The organism is Aeromonas sp. DNRA1, from assembly GCF_963888745.1.
GTDB lineage: Bacteria > Pseudomonadota > Gammaproteobacteria > Enterobacterales > Aeromonadaceae > Aeromonas > Aeromonas hydrophila.
Genome location: NZ_CAWPKQ010000002.1, coordinates 620169 through 637797 on the forward strand (window position 1 = coordinate 620169; position 17629 = coordinate 637797).

Below are 17629 nucleotides of genomic sequence, written 5' to 3' on the forward strand. Positions count from 1 at the left end.
ATGGTCAGGATGGAAGTCGTTTGCATGATAAAGTCCTGTAAAAAGATGTTTGCAATGAAGTGCCTACAGAAAACGATAAAGCCGCGGCCAAGTCAAGTCGCTTTTTAGCCTTCTTTCACCGAATGTGTACCCATGGTGACCTGACCACGAGAGCGGAATAATCTGATGAGATTCGATCTACACTGCCATACCACGGCCTCGGATGGCGTGCTGAGCCCCGCCGAACTGGTGCGCCGCGCCGCCGCACAAGGGGTCGAAGTGTTAGCAGTCACTGACCACGATACCCTTGCCGGGCTTGATGAGGTGCGCCGTACCATCGACGCCGAGCAGTTGCCGCTGCGGCTGGTGAGCGGGGTCGAGATCTCCACCGGCTGGGAGCATCACGAAATTCATATCGTGGCGCTGGGGGTGGATGAAAAAAATCCGCAGCTGGTGGCGTTTCTGGCCGGTCAGCTGGCCCGTCGGGAGGCACGCGCCCAGGAAATAGGGCGTCGTCTGGAGAAGTGCCAGCTCCCCGGCACCTATGAAGAGGCCAAGCAGCTGGCTGGCGACGCCGCCGTGACCCGGGCCCACTTCGCCCGGGTGCTGATGGCGCGCGGGGTGGCCGATACCATGCAGAAGGTCTTCAAAAAGTACCTGAGCCGGGGCAACAAGGGCTATGCTCCGGCCGAGTGGCCGGAGATGGGCGAGGCGATCAGCGCCATTCACGCTGCTGGCGGTCTGGCGGTGCTGGCCCACCCGAGCCGTTACGACCTCACCGCCAAGTGGATCAAGCGGCTGCTGGTGGCCTTCAAGGCGGACGGTGGCGATGCCATGGAGGTTTCGCTGCCCCAGCAGAGCCCGCAGGAGCGGGCGAATCTCGGCCAGTGGGCCAAGGAGCACGACCTCTACATCTCGGTGGGATCGGATTTTCACTTCCCCTCCAACTGGACCGAGCTGGGGCGCCACCTCTGGTTGCCCAAGGAAGGGATGCCGCTCTGGCTGGCCCATCCCGGTCACTTCGGGCTCACCACCGAACAGCACGCCGCTCTGCTGGCCAGCCGTTAAGAGGCGTCTGCAGGCGTCAAACAGATTAAGGTAGTGTCGTGGAGCCCGGCTCCACGGCCATCAAGCGGGCAGGCATTGCCGCCCCCATTGCGAGAACGAGTCATGAGTCAGCACTTTTACGTACATCCGGAAAACCCCCAGGCCCGTCTGATCAGCCAGGCGGTACAGATCATTCAGAACGGCGGCGTCATCGTCTATCCCACCGACTCGGGCTATGCGCTGGGTTGCCAGATGGGCGACAAGGGCGCGCTGGAGCGCATCTGCCGTATCCGCCGCATCGATCCCAACCACGACTTCACCCTGGTGTGCCGCGATCTCTCCGAGATCTCCACCTATGCCAAGGTGGACAACACGGCGTTTCGCCTGATCAAGAACAACACCCCCGGCCCCTACACCTTCATCTTCAAGGCCACCAAGGAAGTACCGCGTCGCCTGATGAACGAGAAGAAGAAGACCATCGGCATCCGGGTACCGGACAACAAGATTGCCCAGGCGCTGCTGGAAGCGCTCGGCGAGCCGCTGCTCTCCACCACATTGATCCTGCCGGAATCGGACATGGCGGAGTTCGACCCGGAGGAGATCTTCGACAAGCTGGGCAAACAGCTGGATCTGGTGGTCAACGGCGGTTATCTGGGCGAGCAGCCCACTACCGTGGTGGACTTCTCCGACGACGAGCCTGTGCTGCGTCGGCGTGGTGCCGGGGACCCGACTCCGTTTGAGTGATACTGCCGATCCTGTGCCGGTGACGACCACGCCCACGGCGGGCGAGAGGGCGGCGAGCCCGGCGGGGGAGGCAGCTCCCCCCCAGGCCGTCCCGTCTCCCATCGCCCGGGTGCTGGGGCAGCCCTATCACGAGCTGCCCCAGGATTTGTTCATCCCGCCCGATGCGCTGGAGGTGTTTCTCGATACCTTCGAGGGGCCGCTCGATCTCTTGCTCTACCTCATCCGGCGCCAGCAGCTCGACATCCTCAACCTGCCGATCCTGCAGATCACCGCCCAGTACATGGAGTACGTGGAGCTGATGCAGGGCCTCAATCTGGAGCTGGCGGCCGAATACCTGCTGATGGCGGCCTGGCTGGCGGAGATAAAATCCCGTCTGCTGCTGCCCAAGGCGCCGGAGCTGGAAGATGAGGAGGAGGGGGAAGACCCCCGCGTCACCCTCATTCGCCGGCTGCAGGAGTACGAGCGCTACAAGGTGGGGGCGGAGCGGGTCAACGAGTTGCCGCGGCTGGAGCGGGAGATTTTCATCGCCACCGCGCTGCCGCCGGATTTTGGCGATCTCAAACCATTGACGCCCGATGTTTCGCTGGTTGAGCTCGCCCTTTACATGCAAAGTGTGGTAAAACGCGCGACTCATTTTGAACATCACCAGATCCGCCGTGAGCAGATCCCGACCCGGGTGCGCATGGCGGAGATCCTTGCCATGCTCTCGCTGGGCCAGACCCTGCGCCTGGATCGGGTGCTGCGCGCCGAAGAGGGGCGCATGGGGGTGTTGGTGACCTTTCTGGCGCTGCTGGAGCTGTGCAAAGAGCAGTTGATCTGGATCCTGCAGGCGGAACCGCTGGGGCCGATCCACTTTGCCCTGGCCGGCCAGCACGAGGAGAGCGAGCGTGGCGCTGCCCACTGAACGGTTGAAGGCCGATGTTGCGAGGAGCGGACCATGGCGCTGCCGGCTGAACGACTCAAGACGCTGATCGAGGCGGCACTGTTCGTCGCCGGACGCCCGCTCAACGTCAGCGAGCTCAAGAGCAGCGTACTGGCGGACTACCCGGTCACCAGCCGCTACGTCCAGCTGTTGCTGGCGGAGCTCAGACAGGATTACAGCGAACGGGGGGTGGAGCTCAAGGAGGTTGCCTCCGGCTGGCGCTTTCAGGCTCGCCAGGAGTACGCCGAGGAGCTCTCCAGGCTCTGGAGTGAGCGGGCGCCCCGTTATTCGCGCGCCGTGATGGAGACGCTGACGCTGATCGCCTATCGTCAGCCCATCACCCGGGCCGAGATCGAAGCCATCCGCGGGGTGGCGGTCTCGAGCCAGATAGTGAATACCCTGAAAGAACGTGGCTGGGTGCGCAGCATCGGTCACAAGGAGGTGGTGGGCCGCCCGGAGCTGCTCGCCACCACCCGAGAATTTCTGGATTATTTTAATCTGCAGAGTCTGGAGCAGCTCCCCGAGCTGGATCCCGAACTGCAACCCTCGTTGTCCACGCTGACATTGGCAGCTGCGGGCAGCGATCAACAATCAGGTAACCCCGATGAGTGAAAAACTGCAAAAAGTGTTGGCCCGCGCGGGTCACGGCTCCCGTCGTGAGATGGAGGCCCTGATCACCGCAGGTCGGGTCAGTGTGGATGGCAAGGTTGCCACACTGGGAGATCGCGTCGAAGTTAACGCCGTGATCCGGGTGGATGGTCACCAGGTCAAGACCCGTGCCGCAGAGGAAGTGATCTGCCGCGTGCTGGCTTACCACAAGCCGGAAGGGGAGATGTGTACCCGTCACGATCCGGAAGGTCGCCCCACCGTGTTTGATCGTCTGCCCAAGATGGAAGGGGCCCGCTGGATTGCGGTCGGCCGCCTCGACGTCAACACCTCCGGTCTCTTGCTGTTCACCACCGACGGTGAACTGGCCAACCGGCTGATGCACCCGAGCCACGAAGTGGAGCGGGAATACGCGGTGCGGGTGTTTGGCGAGATCACCGAAGCCATGCTGCAGCGCCTGCGCAAGGGCGTGCAGCTGGAAGACGGCATGGCCAAGTTCAACAAGATCAAGCCGGCCGGTGGCGAGGGTCTGAACCAGTGGTTCAACGTCACCCTGACCGAGGGTCGCAACCGTGAAGTGCGCCGCCTGTGGGAATCCCAGGAAGTGCAGGTGAGCCGCTTGATGCGCATCCGCTACGGCGACGTGCAGCTGGACCGCGGCATCCCGCGCGGTGGCTGGCAGGAGCTGAAACTGCCCGAGGTGAACTACCTGCGTGGCCTGGTCAACCTGCCCAACGAGACCGAATCCAAGGTCGATCTGCAGCAGGATGGCAAAACCAGTCGTCACAAGCAGGCCGCCCAGATCCGTCGCGCCGTCAAGCGCCACAAGGAGATGCAGGGCAAGGAGCCGCGCGCCCGTGCCACCACGGCCCGTCGCAAGCCGACCTCCTCCACCCGCAACTCGGGTACCGGCAGCAAGTAAGTGCTGCGTGGCCGAAAGGCCGCATTGCAACAGGCCCGCCTCTTCGGCGGGCCTTTTTGTTGGCGTCTTTTGAGTTTTTTATTGTTCGAGCGAGCGTAATGCTGAATTAATGGGGCTGGGCAGGTGACTGGCAGGGGCGGGGGTGGTTGCTCGGTACGGGCGGGCTTGTTAGCCTTCCCGCACTGACACAGGAGATAATAATGAGCAAGGTACTTGATGAGCTGCTGGCGTTGCTGGCGCTCGAAAAAATCGAGGAGGGCCTGTTTCGGGGCCAGAGCCAGGATCTCGGTCTGCGGGCCGTGTTTGGCGGACAGGTAATGGGGCAGGCCTTGTCAGCCGCCAAGCAGACGGTGGCAAGCGATCGCCAGGTGCACAGCTTCCACTCCTACTTTCTGCGCCCCGGCGATGCCAACCGTCCCATCGTCTACGACGTGGAGAACATCCGTGACGGTCAGACCGTCTCCACCCGCCGGGTCAAGGCCATTCAGGGCGGCAAGCCCATCTTCTATCTCAACGCCTCCTTCCAGGTCGAGGCGGACGGCTTTGAACACCAGATCGCCATGCCGGCGGGGATCACGCCGCCCGAGCAGCTCAAGAGCGAGCTGGAGCTGGTGCGCCCCTACGAGCAGCAGATCCCGCCCGCCCTGCGCGACAAGATCATGTGCGAGAAGCCCATCGAAATTCGCCCGGTGACCCTGGTCGATCCGATCCGCCCCGACGTGCACGAGCCGCTGCGCCACGTCTGGTTCAAGGCCAATGGCCAGATGCCGGACGATCAGCGGGTGCACAAGTACCTGCTGGCCTATGCCTCCGACTTCCACTTCCTGTTCACCGCCCTGCAGCCCCACGGCGTGTCGTACTGGGAGCCGGACATGCAGGTGGCCACCATCGATCACTCCATGTGGTTCCACCGGGACTTCCGGCTGGACGACTGGCTGCTCTACGTGGTGGACAGCCCGAGCGCCAGCGCCGGTCGTGGCCTGGTGCGCGGCCAGTTCTTCACCCGCGATGGTGTGCTGGTGGCGAGCACGGCGCAGGAAGGGGTGATCCGCCGTCGCGGTTGAGCAGCGCTGAGCGCCAACAAAAAACGGGAGCCGATGGCTCCCGTTTTTTTATGCGCTTGCGCTATCAGGCGGCGTCTTGCTCGGCGCTGAGCGCTGGCTCGCCGCTCTGGGCGAAACGGTCGGCCCACAGGGCGATGACGCCGTCGCCGGTGACGTTGCAGGCGGTACCGAAGCTGTCCTGCGCCAGATAGAGGGCGATCATCAGGGCGATGGAGGCCTCACCGAACCCCAGCATGGAGGTGAGCAGGCCCAGTGCGGACATGACGCCACCACCCGGAGCACCCGGCGCGGCAATCATGATGACACCCAGCATCATGATGAAGGGCAGCATGGTGCCTATGCCCGGAATGGCCAGATGCTCGGAGAGGAACATCACCGCGGTGGCGCAGGTCACCAGGGTGATGGTGGAGCCACACAGGTGAATGGTGGCGCACAGCGGCACGGTGAAGTTGGCGATGCCATCGCTCACGCCGTTGTTCTTGCTGGCCTGCAGGGCGACCGGGATGGTGGCGGCGCTGGACATGGTACCCAGCGCGGTGAAGTAGGCCGGCAGCATGTTCTTGATGAGCTGGGCCGGGGAGCGGCCCAGGGCCAGACCGGTACCGATGAACAGCACGGAGAGCCAGAGCCAGTGCATGACGATGGCCATTACCAGTACCACGCCGAAGGTCTTCAGGGTGGCGAATACGGTGCCTTCCACCGTCATCTCGACGAAGACGCCGGCGATGTAGAAGGGCAGCAGCGGGATGATCACCTTGGCCAGCAGGCGGTCGATGATGTCACGGCCCTGATCGGCGACCCGACGTAGATCGGTGGCCTGGGTGGCGCTGATGCCGATGCCGAACACGAAGGCGGCGGCCAGCGCCGACATCACCCCGAACAGTGGCGGGATCTCCAGGTTGATGTAGGAGGCGAGCTTGATGGCGCTCTCGGCGGTGGACTCGGCGGCGGTGGTCAGGCGCGGGATCAGGTTGCTGGCCACGGTAAAGGCGAACAGGCCCGCCAGTATGGTGGAGCAGTAGGAGAGGGCGACCGTTTTGCCCAGCAGCTTGCCGGAGTTCTTTGGCAGGCTGGCGATGCCGCTCATGATGAAGAACAGGATGATGAGCGGAATGGTAAAGGTGATCAGCTGACCTATGACTGTCTTGGCCGTAAACAGCACGCGTGCGACCCATTCAGGGGCGTAGAGACCGAGCAAGAGACCGGCGAGGATGCCGGCAACCAGTTTGAGGACAAGTTTCATAAGTAAATCCAGGTGTTAGTGTCTGATTTGTTATTTAATTTTGATTTTAATGCCGCTTTCTAACACAAAATCCGCATCATGTCTGTCGTGGGTGCGTTAATGTCGAGTTAAATATTGTTAAATGTGATCATGGTGGTGATAGCCACTGGCGACCTGATCGCGAGGTGCGGTGGGTGATTAATTTTGCGCGCCCTTTCAGGCGCGGATCAGCAGGGCGTGCAGCCAGCGGCTATCCGTCTGCTCGCTCTCCCAGCACTGCTGCAGTTGCAGCGGCAGCGGGGCGATGAGCCGGCGCAGGCCGTCTTCATCGAGCCGGGTCTGGGAGAGGTGCTCCTCGGCAGGAGTGCTGCCGGTGGCAACGGGCTGGCCACTGGGGTGGGGAAAGGCACAATAGAGCGGCCCGGCGGGCTTGAGCAGCCCAGCCAGATGGGCCAGCGCGTCGCTGAGCTCGTCTGGCGCGATCGCTGGCAAGGCCCCGCGCGCCCAAATACCGTCATAGGGCACCACGCTGCGCAGCTGCTCGACGCGGCAGACCCGCACCGGCTGGCCGCTGCGCCGCGAGGCGATCCTGGCTTGTGCCAGGCGGGCATCGAAGGCCGTCACCACCAGCCCCTGCTGGCGAAAGAAACAGAGATCGTCGCCTTCGCCGCAGCCCGCCTCCAGCAGGTGGGCTCCCGTTGGCAGCAGCGCCAGAAACGATTGGCGCGCCGCTGACCATGGATCGGCTGAGGGCGTGGCAATGGAGGCCGGAGGGCAGGAGGGAGACGGACGGGACATGGCGGGCACCTTTGCTCTGGGGCGCAACTCAATTTCGGGGGCGTGACTATAGCAAACTTGAGCCAATTTGGCGCCGGGGCGCCAAAGGAATGAAAGGAGATGGAAGGGAGTGAGGGGTTGTCTGCGCCGGGCCAGGGCCGCCAGTGTTCGGCCTTGCTGGTTCAGGGGCGACGGGCGGCCGGGCCGGTTGGCAGGGCGATCAGGGCGAACAGGCTGTCCAGCAGGAAGTCGGCTTCCTGGCGCAGATCGATGCGCTCCGGAAAGTGCAGCCAGTTGATGATGTAGCCATCCAGGGTGCAGTGCAGCAGGGTGGCGGCCCGCTGCAGATCCAGCCCCTGCGGCAGCTGGCCGAGGCGCACCGCATTGGCCAGGGTGGCTTCCAGATCCCGGAAGAAGTTGTTGGACTGGCTGCGCATGTGCTCGCGCAAGGAGATGGCTTCCCCTTCCAGCGACTCCAGGTTGAACAGTATGGTGAACATCTGCTGATGGGCTGGCTCGCTGCTTATCTTGATGATCACTCCCTTGAGGAAGGTGCGCAGCTTGCCGAGGGGATCGGGTTCCAGCTCGGAGACGCAGGCATCGAGCTGGTGGGAGAGGGGTTGGCACAGCTCCTCCCAGAGGGAGACGAACAGCTCTTCCTTGTTTTTGAAATGCCAGTAAATGGCGCCCCGGGTCAGCTCGGCGGCCCTGGCGATGTCGGTCAGGCTGGTCTTGGCCAGGCCTTGTGAGCAGAACAGATCCAGGGCCGTACTCATGATGTGGCAGCGGGTCTGCTGCGCCTCTTCTTTGGTTCTTCTGGCCATCTCTGCGCGCACCTTGTAAAAGTAAAAAAAGTCACTTACATACATTTATGAATGTATGTATATTGCCTCATCTTTCCGATTTTACCAACCGGGTCCTATAAACCCTGTGGTTATTCATTGATAGACAGAGGCTCAGGTTCTCCATGCATAAACATATTCTCGCACGTTCAGTCGGCCTTGCGCTGCTGGCGAGCGGTCTGCTGACCGCTTGCGGCGAACAGGGCAGTGCCCAGCAGGGGCCCGGTGCGATGCCGCCGGCCGCGGTGGATGTCGTCACCCTGCACACGGCGCCGCTGCAGCTCACCACCGAGCTGACCGGTCGCAGCGCCCCGCTGCGGGTCGCCGAGGTGCGCCCCCAGGTGAGCGGCATCATTCTCAAGCGTCTCTTTACCGAGGGCAGCGACGTCAAGGCCGGTCAACTGCTGTACCAGATCGACCCCGCCGTCTATCAGGCCGCGGTGGCCAGTGCCAAGGCCAACCTGGCCAAGGCGCAGGCCAACGAGCAGAGCGCCCGCCTCAAGGCCAAGCGCTATGCCGAGCTGGTGAAGGTGAAGGCCATCAGCAGCCAGGAGTATGACGACGCCGACGCGGCCTGGAAGCAGCAGCTGGCCGAAATCGGTGCCGCCAAGGCGGCGCTGCAGACCGCCAATATCAACCTGGCCTACACCCGCATCACGGCCCCCATCAGCGGCCGCATCGGCAAGTCTGCGGTGACCGAAGGTGCACTGGTGACGGCCCAGCAGGCCGACAGTCTCACCTCTATTCAGCAGCTCGATCCCATGTATGTGGACGTGCGCCAGTCCACCGCCGATCTGCTGCGCCTCAAGCGCCAGGTGGCGGCTGGCAAGCTGACCCAGGACGAGCAGAAAAGCGCCCGGGTGAGCTTCCAGCTGGAAGATGGCTCCACCTACGGCGAAGAGGGCTCGCTGCAGTTCTCCGACGTGACCGTGGATGAGACCACCGGCATGGTGACCCTGCGAGTGATCGTCCCCAACCCTCATCAGCTGCTGCTGCCGGGCATGTTCATGCGTGCCACCCTGCAGGAGGGCGAGCGCGCCGAAGGGTTGTTGGTGCCGCAGACCGCGGTGACCCGTACCCCGAAAGGCGGCGCCACCGTGATGGTGGTGACGGCGGACAACAAGGTGGAGCTGCGTGAAGTGCAGCTGGGCCGCATCGTCGGCAGTGACTGGGTGGTGGAATCCGGTCTAAAGGCGGGCGAACGGGTGATCGTCGCCGGCCTGCAAAAGGTAAAACCCGGGGTCGTCGTGGCACCTGCTGAACAGAGTGCCGCTGCGCAGTCTGCCCAGGCGCCGGCCAATGCCCCGGCCAACAAGTAGGATGGAGTAGTCGCCTCATGGCACGATTTTTCATAGACAGACCCATTTTCGCCTGGGTGATCGCCCTGGTGATCATGCTGGCGGGGAGCCTGGCCATCATCAAATTGCCGGTCGCCCAGTACCCGAGCATTGCGCCGCCGGCGGTGGGCATTTCCGCCAGCTACCCGGGGGCCTCCGCCAAGACGGTGGAAGACTCGGTGACCCAGATCATCGAGCAGAACATGACCGGGCTGGATCACCTGCTCTACATGTCCTCCCAGTCGGACTCCTCCGGCCGGGTATCGGTCACCCTCACCTTCCAGCCGGGGACCGACCCCGACATCGCCCAGGTGCAGGTGCAGAACAAGTTGCAGCAAGCCATGTCGCTGTTGCCGCAAGAGGTGCAGCAGCAGGGGATCCGGGTCCAGAAGACCTCCAGCAGCTTCCTGATGGTGGCCGCTTTCATCTCCAAAGATGGCGCCATGACCAACGATGACCTGGCCGACTACGTGGTGGCCAACATCAAGGAGCCGCTCAGTCGTCTGGACGGGGTAGGGGACATCACCCTGTTCGGCAGCCAGTACTCCATGCGGGTCTGGCTTGATCCCAACAAGCTCAACCGGGTGCAAATGACCCCGGGTGATGTACAGGCCGCCATTAAGGCGCAAAATACCCAGGTGGCCTTCGGCAAACTGGGGGGCACCCCGGCGGTGACCGATCAGCAGTTCACCGCCACCATCATGGGGCAGACCCGGCTCTCCACCGTGGAGGAGTTCAACGACATCCTGTTGCGGGTGAATCAGGACGGTTCCAAGGTGCGGCTCAAAGACGTGGCCCGGGTCGAACTGGCCGGCGAAAGCTACGATGCCGAGGCGCTCTACAACGGTCAGTCCACCGCGGCGGTGGCCATCAAGCTGGCGACCGGTGCCAACGCGCTGGATACAGCCGAGAAGGTGCGTGGCAAGCTGAATGAGCTCTCCACCTACTTCCCGGCCAACATGGAGATCGTCTACCCGTACGACACCACGCCGTTCGTGAAGATCTCCATCGAGGAGGTGGTACAGACCCTGGTGGAGGCGATCTTCCTGGTGTTCTGCGTGATGTATCTGTTTCTGCAGAACTTCCGCGCCACCCTGATCCCGACCATTGCGGTGCCCGTGGTGCTGCTGGGGACCTTCGGGGTCATGTCGGCGTTTGGCTTCTCCATCAACACCCTGACCATGTTCGGTCTGGTGCTGGCTATCGGCCTGTTGGTGGATGACGCCATCGTGGTGGTGGAGAACGTGGAGCGTCTGATGAGCGAAGAGGATCTCTCTCCACTCGAGGCGACCCGCAAATCGATGACCCAGATCACCGGCGCCCTGGTGGGGATTGCCCTGGTGCTCTCGGCGGTGTTCGTGCCGATGGCCTTCTTCGGCGGTTCGACCGGTGCCATCTATCGCCAGTTCTCGCTCACCATCGTCTCGGCCATGGTGCTGTCGGTGCTGGCGGCGCTGATCCTGACCCCGGCCCTGTGCGCCACCCTGCTCAAGCCCATCAAGCATGGCGAGTTCGGTGCCAAGCGCGGTTTCTTCGGCTGGTTCAACCGGGCCTTCGACGCCAGCGCCAACCGCTACCAGAGCGGCGTGCGCAAGGTGGTCAAGCAGGGCGTACGCTACGGCATCATCTATGCGGCCATGCTGGCGGTACTGGCCATCCTGTTCATGCGCATGCCCACCTCCTTCCTGCCGGAAGAGGATCAGGGGGTCATCATGTCCATGGTGCAGCTGCCGGTCGGGGCGACCAAGCAGCGCACCGAGGTGGTGCTGGCCGACATGCGCGACTACTTCATGAAAAACGAGAAGGATAACGTCGACTCCGTGCTGACGGTGGCGGGCTTCAGCTTCGCCGGTAGCGGTCAGAATAGCGGCATGGCGTTCATCAAGCTGAAAGACTGGAAGGAGCGCAACACGCCGGATCGCAGCGCCAATGCCATCATCGGCCGTGCCATGGGCTACCTGTTCAGCATCAAGGAAGCCCAGGTGTTCGCCTTCAACCTGCCTCCGATCCCGGAGCTCGGGACGGCCACCGGTTTTGACTTCTTCCTGCAGGATCGGGCCGGCGTGGGCCACGACAAGCTGATGGCGGCGCGCAACCAGCTGCTCGGCATGGCGGCGCAGGACCCCAATCTGGTGCGGGTGCGCCCGAACGGGATGGAAGATACCCCCCAGCTTGACATCAAGATCGACTACGAGAAGGCGCTGGCGCAGGGGCTCTCCATCAGCGACATCAACAGCACGCTCTCCAGTGCCTGGGGCTCTGCCTATGTGAATGACTTTGTCGACAGAGGCCGGGTCAAGAAGGTCTACCTGCAGGCGGATGCCCCCTTTCGGATGAATCCGGAAGATCTCAAGCTCTGGTACGTGCGCAACAGCGCCGGTCAGATGGTGCCCTTCTCCGCCTTTGCCAGTACCGACTGGAGCTTCGGCTCGCCACGGCTGGAGCGTTACAACGGCGTGCCGGCGATGGAAATCGTCGGGGAAGCGGCGCCGGGCAAGAGTACTGGTGACGCCATGGCCGCCATCGAGCAGATGGTGAAGCAGCTGCCGGAAGGCATCGGTATCGAGTGGACCGGTCTCTCCTATCAGGAGCGGCAGGCGGGCTCTCAGGCACCGGCCCTGTACGCCATCTCGCTGCTGGTGGTGTTCCTCTGTCTGGCCGCCCTCTACGAGAGCTGGAGCATTCCGTTCTCGGTGATGCTGGTGGTGCCGCTTGGGGTGCTGGGGGCCATTGTGGCCGCCACCCTGCGGGGGCTGGAGAACGACGTCTACTTCCAGGTGGGTCTGCTTACCACCATCGGTTTGTCGGCCAAGAACGCGATCCTCATCGTCGAGTTCGCCAAGGAGCTCTATGACAGGGGCATGGGGCTGAGCGAAGCCGTGGTGGAGGCGGCGCGCCTGCGTCTGCGTCCGATCCTGATGACCTCGCTCGCCTTCATCCTCGGCGTATTGCCGCTGGTGATCAGTACCGGCGCTGGCGCCAGCAGCCGCAACGCCATCGGTACCGGCGTGATGGGGGGGATGATCAGTGCCACCGTGCTGGCCATCTTCTTCGTGCCGCTGTTCTTCGTGCTGGTGATGCGCTATTTCACCAAGCACAGTACCAAGCAAGCGCGTCTGGCCCATGCCGAGGAGATCAAACATGACTAAGACCCTGATCGCCCTGAGTGTGACGCTGCTGCTGGGGGGCTGTTCCATGGCCCCCGATTACCAGCGCCCGGCGCTGCCGCAAGGTGCCACCTGGCAGAGCAACCAGACGGGGGAGGCGGTCGTCTCCTCCTGGCGCCAGCAGTTCCTCGATCCCGCCCTGCAGCAGCTGATCGCCACGGCCCTTGAGAACAACCGGGATCTGCGCATCGCGGCCCTCAACGTGGAGGCCTACGAGGCCAGATACCGGATCCAGCGGGCGGCCCAGCTGCCGACCCTGGCGGCCAATGGCTCGGGTACCCGCCAGCAGGGTTCGGACGATCTCAGCAGCACGGGGCAGGGCACCATCAGCAGCCAGTATGGTGCCAACATCGGCATCACCTCCTACGAGCTGGACCTGTTCGGCCGGATCCAGAGCCTCAAAGATCAGGCGCTGGAAAACTATCTGGCGCAGGTGGAGACCCAGCGCAGCACCCAGATCGCGCTGATCGCCTCGGTGGCCAACGCCTATCTCACCCTGCTGGCGGATCAGGAGTTGCTGGCGCTGAGCGAGGCGACCCTGGCCACCGAGCAGGAGAGCTATGGTCTGACCGAGCACAAGTACCGGCTGGGTGCCGCCTCCGAAATGGAGCTGGCCCAAGGCCGTACTGCACTGGAGAGTGCCAAGGTGAGCCTGGCCCAGTATCAACGGCAGGTGAAGCAGGATCGCAATGGCCTGGCACTGCTGCTCGGGACCGGCGTCCCCGCGCTGATGACCGAGCCAGCGACCCTGGCCGAGGTGCAGCTGGCGGCCATCCCGGTGGGGGCCCCATCCAGCCTGTTGCAACAGCGCCCGGACATCCTGGCGGCCGAGCACAGCCTGAAGGCGGCCAATGCCAATATCGGCGCCGCCCGTGCGGCCTTCTTCCCGACCATCTCGCTGACCGCGACGGCGGGCACCGCCAGCAACCAGTTGAGCGGGCTGTTTGACGGCGGCACCGGCACCTGGACCTTTATGCCGCAGATCAACCTGCCGATTTTTGACGGTGGCAAGCGCATCGCGGATCTGGACGTGGCCGAGGTGAGCACCAGGCAGGCGGTGGCGAGCTACGAGAAGAGCATCCAGACCGCGTTCAAGGAGGTGGCAGATACGCTGGGTGCCCAGGCTGACTATCAGCAGCAACTGCAGGCCCAACAGGCACTGGTGGAGGCGAACCAGACCTACTTCAAGCTGGCGGAGGTGCGCTACGAGAAGGGGGTGGACAGCTATCTCACCCGACTCGATGCCCAGCGCTCGCTGTTCAGTGCCAAGCAGGGGCTGATCAGTACCCGTCTGGCGCAGCTCAGCAACCAGGTTGCACTCTACAAGGCTGTCGGGGGCGGCTGGCAAGCCACCGATACGGAGGGTGGCAAAGGAAAAAGCTGACAGTAGCCACAGATCTCTCCTTGCGTTATCTTACCGTCACAGGGCGAACCATCAGGTTCGCCCTGTTTGTTTTGAGCAAAAACATATACATATGAAGCCCAAGTGACATAATACGTCGTGCAGACAGCGTGTCGGCAGGCTGCAGAAATGGGTGAAAAAGCCTGAATGTTACGTACCCAGTGAATGGCAATTGTAAGAAAGTGTTACTCATCTTCTTCAACGATTGGGGCAAAGTGGTGTTCTTGTGAGCAAGCATCTACTTCGATGCGTTATTTATCACTATTTTTACTTGGGAACCCTACGGTTTAGGATGATGGTAGGGTTTCAATGGGGGCTTTTTTGAATGGCGAGCGAACATTTTCGGCGGCCAATAGAACATTGAGCAACAGCAAAACTGGTTATAAATGACTTGTCTTGAGCAAGGTTGTTTTGGCTATTCAAGCTGCCGTGAAAGGCGCTAGAATTCAGACTTTTCTGACAGCGATAGCCGATTTTCTCAAGCTGGAGGGCATCATGGCCAACAGCACACACAATCTGGTTAAAAGCAGCAAACTGGGGGCTGTAACTCAGGGGCGGTAGCCATCGCTTTTGACTTGCACTGCATCAGACATCCGCTGCAGAAACGAGTGTCACCGTCGCTTTAATCGCCTTCATAAAATAAACTTTCTCTTAATTTTCAAGAGCATGCATATGAAAATTCTTGTCACTGGTGGCGCCGGCTTTATCGGCTCTGCGGTTGTTCGTCATATCATTCAAAATACCAACGACTCAGTTCTCAACCTCGATAAACTCACCTATGCGGGCAACCTGGAATCCTTGACCAGTGTCGCAAACAGTGAACGTTATGCCTTTGAACAGGTGGATATCTGCAACCGCGCCGAACTGGATCGGGTGTTTGCCCTGCATCAACCGGACGCCGTGATGCACCTGGCCGCCGAGAGCCATGTTGATCGCTCCATTACCGGTCCTGCTGACTTCATCGAAACCAACATCGTCGGCACCTACATGCTGCTGGAAGCGGCTCGCGCCTACTGGAACGGTCTGGATGAGGTACGCAAGGCGGCTTTCCGTTTCCACCATATCTCCACCGACGAGGTGTATGGCGACCTGCCCCATCCTGATGAAGTGGCCCCCGGTGTGGCACTGCCGCTTTTCACCGAAACTACCCCTTATGCCCCCAGCAGCCCCTATTCTGCCTCCAAGGCTTCCAGTGACCATCTGGTGCGCGCCTGGCGTCGTACTTACGGCCTGCCGACCATCGTCACCAACTGCTCAAACAACTACGGTCCGTACCACTTCCCCGAGAAGCTGATCCCGCTGGTGATCCTCAACGCCCTGGATGGCAAACCGCTGCCGGTGTACGGCAAGGGTGATCAGATCCGTGATTGGCTCTATGTGGAAGATCACGCCCGCGCGCTTTATACCGTGGTCACCACAGGTGTCATCGGCGAGACCTACAACATCGGTGGCCACAACGAGAAACAGAATCTGGAGGTTGTTCATACCATCTGCGATCTGCTGGATGAAATGGTGCCCAAGGCCGGCTCCTACCGCGACCAAATCACCTATGTGGCCGATCGCCCTGGCCATGACCGCCGTTATGCCATTGATGCCAGCAAGATGAGCGCCGAGCTCGCCTGGCAACCACAAGAAACCTTTGAATCCGGTATCCGCAAAACAGTGCAGTGGTATCTGGATAACCAGCAGTGGGTCAACAACGTGAAGAATGGATCCTATCAGTCCTGGATCGATCAGCAGTACGGGGAGAAGAAGTAATGAAAGGCATTATTCTGGCAGGTGGCTCTGGTACCCGTCTCTACCCTATTACCATGGGGGTATCCAAACAATTACTGCCTGTTTATGACAAGCCCATGATCTATTACCCTCTTTCTGTATTAATGTTGGCTGGTATCAGAGACATTCTGATCATCACAACACCCGAAGATAAGGTTAGCTTTCAGCGACTTTTAGGCGATGGTAGCCAATTTGGTATTTCATTGACATATGCGGTACAACCAAACCCTGATGGACTGGCTCAAGCTTTCATCATCGGTGAAGAGTTTATTGGCCAAGAATCCGTTTGTCTCATTCTGGGTGATAACTTGTTTTGGGGGCAGGGCTTTTCACCTATGTTGCGTCAAGCCGCGCTAAGGACAGAAGGTGCTACGGTATTTGGTTATAAAGTGCAGGATCCAGAACGTTTCGGTATTGTTGAATTTGATGAAAAGCAAAGTGTAATTTCTATTGAAGAAAAACCAGCTGAACCAAAGTCGCATTTTGCAGTAACCGGACTCTATTTTTACGACAATCAGGTTGTCGATATCGCTAAACAAGTAAAGCCTTCAAAGCGAGGCGAACTTGAAATTACGAGCATTAACCAGATATACCTCGAGCGAAATAAACTTAACGTTGAACTGCTAGGCCGTGGTTTTGCTTGGTTAGATAGTGGAACCCACGAAAGCCTATTGGAAGCGTCTAACTTTGTCGCAACGATAGAGGCAAGGCAGGGATTCAAGATCGCTTGTTTGGAAGAAATAGCCTGGAGAAATGGTTGGTTAGAATCAAAGATGGTATTAAATACCGCAAAAATGATGGAAAAGAACAGCTATGGTAAATATCTTTTTGATTTATTTAAGGGTTAGTTTATGGGATTGGTTAATTTGATTGATCTACCAATGCTTGGTGATGACAGAGGTTTGTTGATTTCCCTTGAAAATAATATAAGTATCCCTTTCGATATCAAGAGAATATATTATATATATGGTACTAAGCATGGGGTCTCGAGAGGTTTTCATGCTCACAAAACATTAAAGCAGGTTGCAATTGTTGTTAGTGGCTCATGTCGATTTAGATTAGATAATGGAAAAGAGCAAGCAGATATTACATTGAATAATCCGGCTCAGGGTCTTTTAATTGAGTCATTTATGTGGCGGGAGATGCACGACTTCTCGGATGACTGCGTCCTGATGGTTGTTGCAGATCAGTTGTATGATGAGTCTGACTACATAAGGGAATATGATGAGTTTTTGCGAATGGCAAATATAAAATAAAAGGTGATGGCTATGGAGTTTAAAGCAAAAACAATAAGTTTCAGATTGATTGATGTTGGTGATGCTGAATTTATCTTGTCATTAAGAACAGATGGTCGGCTAAACAGGCATTTGTCACAGACGAGTAGTTCATTAGAACAGCAAAGAGATTGGATTAAAAACTACAAAGAACGGGAAAATCAAGGTGATGAATATTACTTCATTATATATCGCAATGATAATAATGAAGCTGTAGGTACAGTAAGATTATATGATTTTATTCGTGATAAAAAATCCTTTTGCTGGGGAAGCTGGATTTTGAATGAAAACAAAACAAAATATGCTGCTATGGAAAGTGCATTTCTTGTTTATCAAATTGCTTTTGAGAAGCTGAGTTTTGAAAGAGCACATTTTGATGTAAGACGAGAAAATGTAAAGGTCATTGCGTTTCATCAGAAGATGGGGGCGGAAGTTGTCTCTGAAAATGATCTTGATTTGTTTTTTGAGATTGAAAAAAATGCTATTTTAGACGCAAGAAATAAATTGTCACGCTTCCTGTAATCAGAAATTTCTAACATCCATTAGGC

General features: G+C 59.5%; 16 protein-coding genes. 13 read left to right on the forward strand and 3 right to left on the reverse strand.

The window, feature by feature from the left end:
• Positions 1-165 precede the first annotated feature (165 nt).
• From rnm to tesB, 6 genes are all read left to right on the forward strand, one after another.
• Positions 166-1047: an RNase RNM gene (gene rnm, locus AACQ43_RS08830; RefSeq protein ID WP_168967005.1), complete on the forward strand. Its 882-nt coding sequence runs from the start codon at positions 166-168 to the stop codon at positions 1045-1047.
• A gap of 102 nt (positions 1048-1149) precedes the next feature.
• Positions 1150-1770 (forward strand): L-threonylcarbamoyladenylate synthase, encoded by a 621-nt coding sequence (locus tag AACQ43_RS08835; protein WP_016351379.1) that lies wholly within the window; start codon positions 1150-1152, stop codon positions 1768-1770.
• Complete coding sequence (locus tag AACQ43_RS08840; protein WP_168967006.1) at positions 1763-2674, forward strand: segregation and condensation protein A; 912 nt, start codon at positions 1763-1765, stop codon at positions 2672-2674. The genes AACQ43_RS08835 and AACQ43_RS08840 overlap by 8 nt, the downstream gene beginning before the upstream one ends.
• 33 nt (positions 2675-2707) lie before the next feature.
• Positions 2708-3304 carry an SMC-Scp complex subunit ScpB gene (gene scpB / locus AACQ43_RS08845; RefSeq protein WP_011706719.1) on the forward strand — a complete coding sequence of 199 codons (597 nt, stop codon included), beginning with the start codon at positions 2708-2710 and terminating at the stop codon, positions 3302-3304.
• Positions 3297-4220 carry a 23S rRNA pseudouridine(2605) synthase RluB gene (gene rluB / locus AACQ43_RS08850; RefSeq protein WP_076360029.1) on the forward strand — a complete coding sequence of 308 codons (924 nt, stop codon included), beginning with the start codon at positions 3297-3299 and terminating at the stop codon, positions 4218-4220. Before scpB ends, rluB begins: the two co-directional genes overlap by 8 nt.
• A 200-nt stretch (positions 4221-4420) precedes the next feature.
• Entirely contained in the window at positions 4421-5284 is an 864-nt protein-coding gene (gene tesB, locus AACQ43_RS08855) for an acyl-CoA thioesterase II (RefSeq protein WP_016351376.1), read from the forward strand.
• Between the two features lie 64 nt (positions 5285-5348).
• Here tesB and AACQ43_RS08860 read toward each other — a convergent pair whose 3' ends face one another.
• The 3 genes from AACQ43_RS08860 to AACQ43_RS08870 all read right to left on the reverse strand — a co-directional run bounded on the left by AACQ43_RS08860 (position 5349) and on the right by AACQ43_RS08870 (position 8107).
• A complete protein-coding gene (locus AACQ43_RS08860; protein WP_168967007.1) occupies positions 5349-6527 on the reverse strand; it encodes a dicarboxylate/amino acid:cation symporter in 1179 nt (392 codons plus the stop codon).
• 195 nt (positions 6528-6722) lie between these two features.
• Positions 6723-7304: a class I SAM-dependent methyltransferase gene (locus AACQ43_RS08865; protein ID WP_211162503.1), complete on the reverse strand. Its 582-nt coding sequence runs from the start codon at positions 7302-7304 to the stop codon at positions 6723-6725.
• A gap of 161 nt (positions 7305-7465) precedes the next feature.
• Complete coding sequence (locus tag AACQ43_RS08870) at positions 7466-8107, reverse strand: TetR family transcriptional regulator (RefSeq protein ID WP_168967008.1); 642 nt, start codon at positions 8105-8107, stop codon at positions 7466-7468.
• Positions 8108-8250: 143 nt separating this feature from the next.
• Between AACQ43_RS08870 and AACQ43_RS08875 the strand changes: the two genes are divergently transcribed.
• The 7 genes from AACQ43_RS08875 to AACQ43_RS08905 all read left to right on the forward strand — a co-directional run bounded on the left by AACQ43_RS08875 (position 8251) and on the right by AACQ43_RS08905 (position 17603).
• On the forward strand, positions 8251-9444 hold the full coding sequence (locus AACQ43_RS08875) for an efflux RND transporter periplasmic adaptor subunit (protein ID WP_168967009.1): 1194 nt from the start codon (positions 8251-8253) through the stop codon (positions 9442-9444).
• A 17-nt stretch (positions 9445-9461) separates the two neighbouring features.
• Entirely contained in the window at positions 9462-12611 is a 3150-nt protein-coding gene (locus AACQ43_RS08880; RefSeq protein WP_168967010.1) for an efflux RND transporter permease subunit, read from the forward strand.
• Complete coding sequence (locus AACQ43_RS08885) at positions 12604-14013, forward strand: efflux transporter outer membrane subunit (protein WP_076360021.1); 1410 nt, start codon at positions 12604-12606, stop codon at positions 14011-14013. Before AACQ43_RS08880 ends, AACQ43_RS08885 begins: the two co-directional genes overlap by 8 nt.
• Positions 14014-14703: 690 nt before the next feature.
• Complete coding sequence (gene rfbB, locus AACQ43_RS08890; protein WP_168967011.1) at positions 14704-15789, forward strand: dTDP-glucose 4,6-dehydratase; 1086 nt, start codon at positions 14704-14706, stop codon at positions 15787-15789.
• Complete coding sequence (gene rfbA / locus AACQ43_RS08895) at positions 15789-16655, forward strand: glucose-1-phosphate thymidylyltransferase RfbA (protein WP_168967012.1); 867 nt, start codon at positions 15789-15791, stop codon at positions 16653-16655. The genes rfbB and rfbA overlap by 1 nt, the downstream gene beginning before the upstream one ends.
• Positions 16656-16658: 3 nt before the next feature.
• Positions 16659-17063 carry a sugar 3,4-ketoisomerase gene (locus AACQ43_RS08900; protein WP_168967013.1) on the forward strand — a complete coding sequence of 135 codons (405 nt, stop codon included), beginning with the start codon at positions 16659-16661 and terminating at the stop codon, positions 17061-17063.
• A 12-nt stretch (positions 17064-17075) separates the two neighbouring features.
• Positions 17076-17603, forward strand: coding sequence for a GNAT family N-acetyltransferase (locus AACQ43_RS08905; protein ID WP_168967014.1), 528 nt, complete (start codon positions 17076-17078; stop codon positions 17601-17603).
• Positions 17604-17629: the final 26 nt, after the last annotated feature.

What these genes read in the sequence shown, in the direction of transcription:
- AACQ43_RS08860 (WP_168967007.1), bottom strand. Translation starts at nt 6,527, where the DNA reads ATGAAACTTGTCCTCAAACTGGTTGCCGGCATCCTCGCCGGTCTCTTG.
- rluB (WP_076360029.1), top strand. Translation starts at nt 3,297, where the DNA reads ATGAGTGAAAAACTGCAAAAAGTGTTGGCCCGCGCGGGTCACGGCTCC.
- AACQ43_RS08885 (WP_076360021.1), top strand. Translation starts at nt 12,604, where the DNA reads ATGACTAAGACCCTGATCGCCCTGAGTGTGACGCTGCTGCTGGGGGGC.
- AACQ43_RS08875 (WP_168967009.1), top strand. Translation starts at nt 8,251, where the DNA reads ATGCATAAACATATTCTCGCACGTTCAGTCGGCCTTGCGCTGCTGGCG.
- rfbB (WP_168967011.1), top strand. Translation starts at nt 14,704, where the DNA reads ATGAAAATTCTTGTCACTGGTGGCGCCGGCTTTATCGGCTCTGCGGTT.
- tesB (WP_016351376.1), top strand. Translation starts at nt 4,421, where the DNA reads ATGAGCAAGGTACTTGATGAGCTGCTGGCGTTGCTGGCGCTCGAAAAA.
- AACQ43_RS08880 (WP_168967010.1), top strand. Translation starts at nt 9,462, where the DNA reads ATGGCACGATTTTTCATAGACAGACCCATTTTCGCCTGGGTGATCGCC.
- AACQ43_RS08835 (WP_016351379.1), top strand. Translation starts at nt 1,150, where the DNA reads ATGAGTCAGCACTTTTACGTACATCCGGAAAACCCCCAGGCCCGTCTG.
- AACQ43_RS08870 (WP_168967008.1), bottom strand. Translation starts at nt 8,107, where the DNA reads ATGGCCAGAAGAACCAAAGAAGAGGCGCAGCAGACCCGCTGCCACATC.
- AACQ43_RS08905 (WP_168967014.1), top strand. Translation starts at nt 17,076, where the DNA reads ATGGAGTTTAAAGCAAAAACAATAAGTTTCAGATTGATTGATGTTGGT.
- rnm (WP_168967005.1), top strand. Translation starts at nt 166, where the DNA reads ATGAGATTCGATCTACACTGCCATACCACGGCCTCGGATGGCGTGCTG.
- rfbA (WP_168967012.1), top strand. Translation starts at nt 15,789, where the DNA reads ATGAAAGGCATTATTCTGGCAGGTGGCTCTGGTACCCGTCTCTACCCT.
- AACQ43_RS08865 (WP_211162503.1), bottom strand. Translation starts at nt 7,304, where the DNA reads ATGTCCCGTCCGTCTCCCTCCTGCCCTCCGGCCTCCATTGCCACGCCC.
- scpB (WP_011706719.1), top strand. Translation starts at nt 2,708, where the DNA reads ATGGCGCTGCCGGCTGAACGACTCAAGACGCTGATCGAGGCGGCACTG.
- AACQ43_RS08900 (WP_168967013.1), top strand. Translation starts at nt 16,659, where the DNA reads ATGGGATTGGTTAATTTGATTGATCTACCAATGCTTGGTGATGACAGA.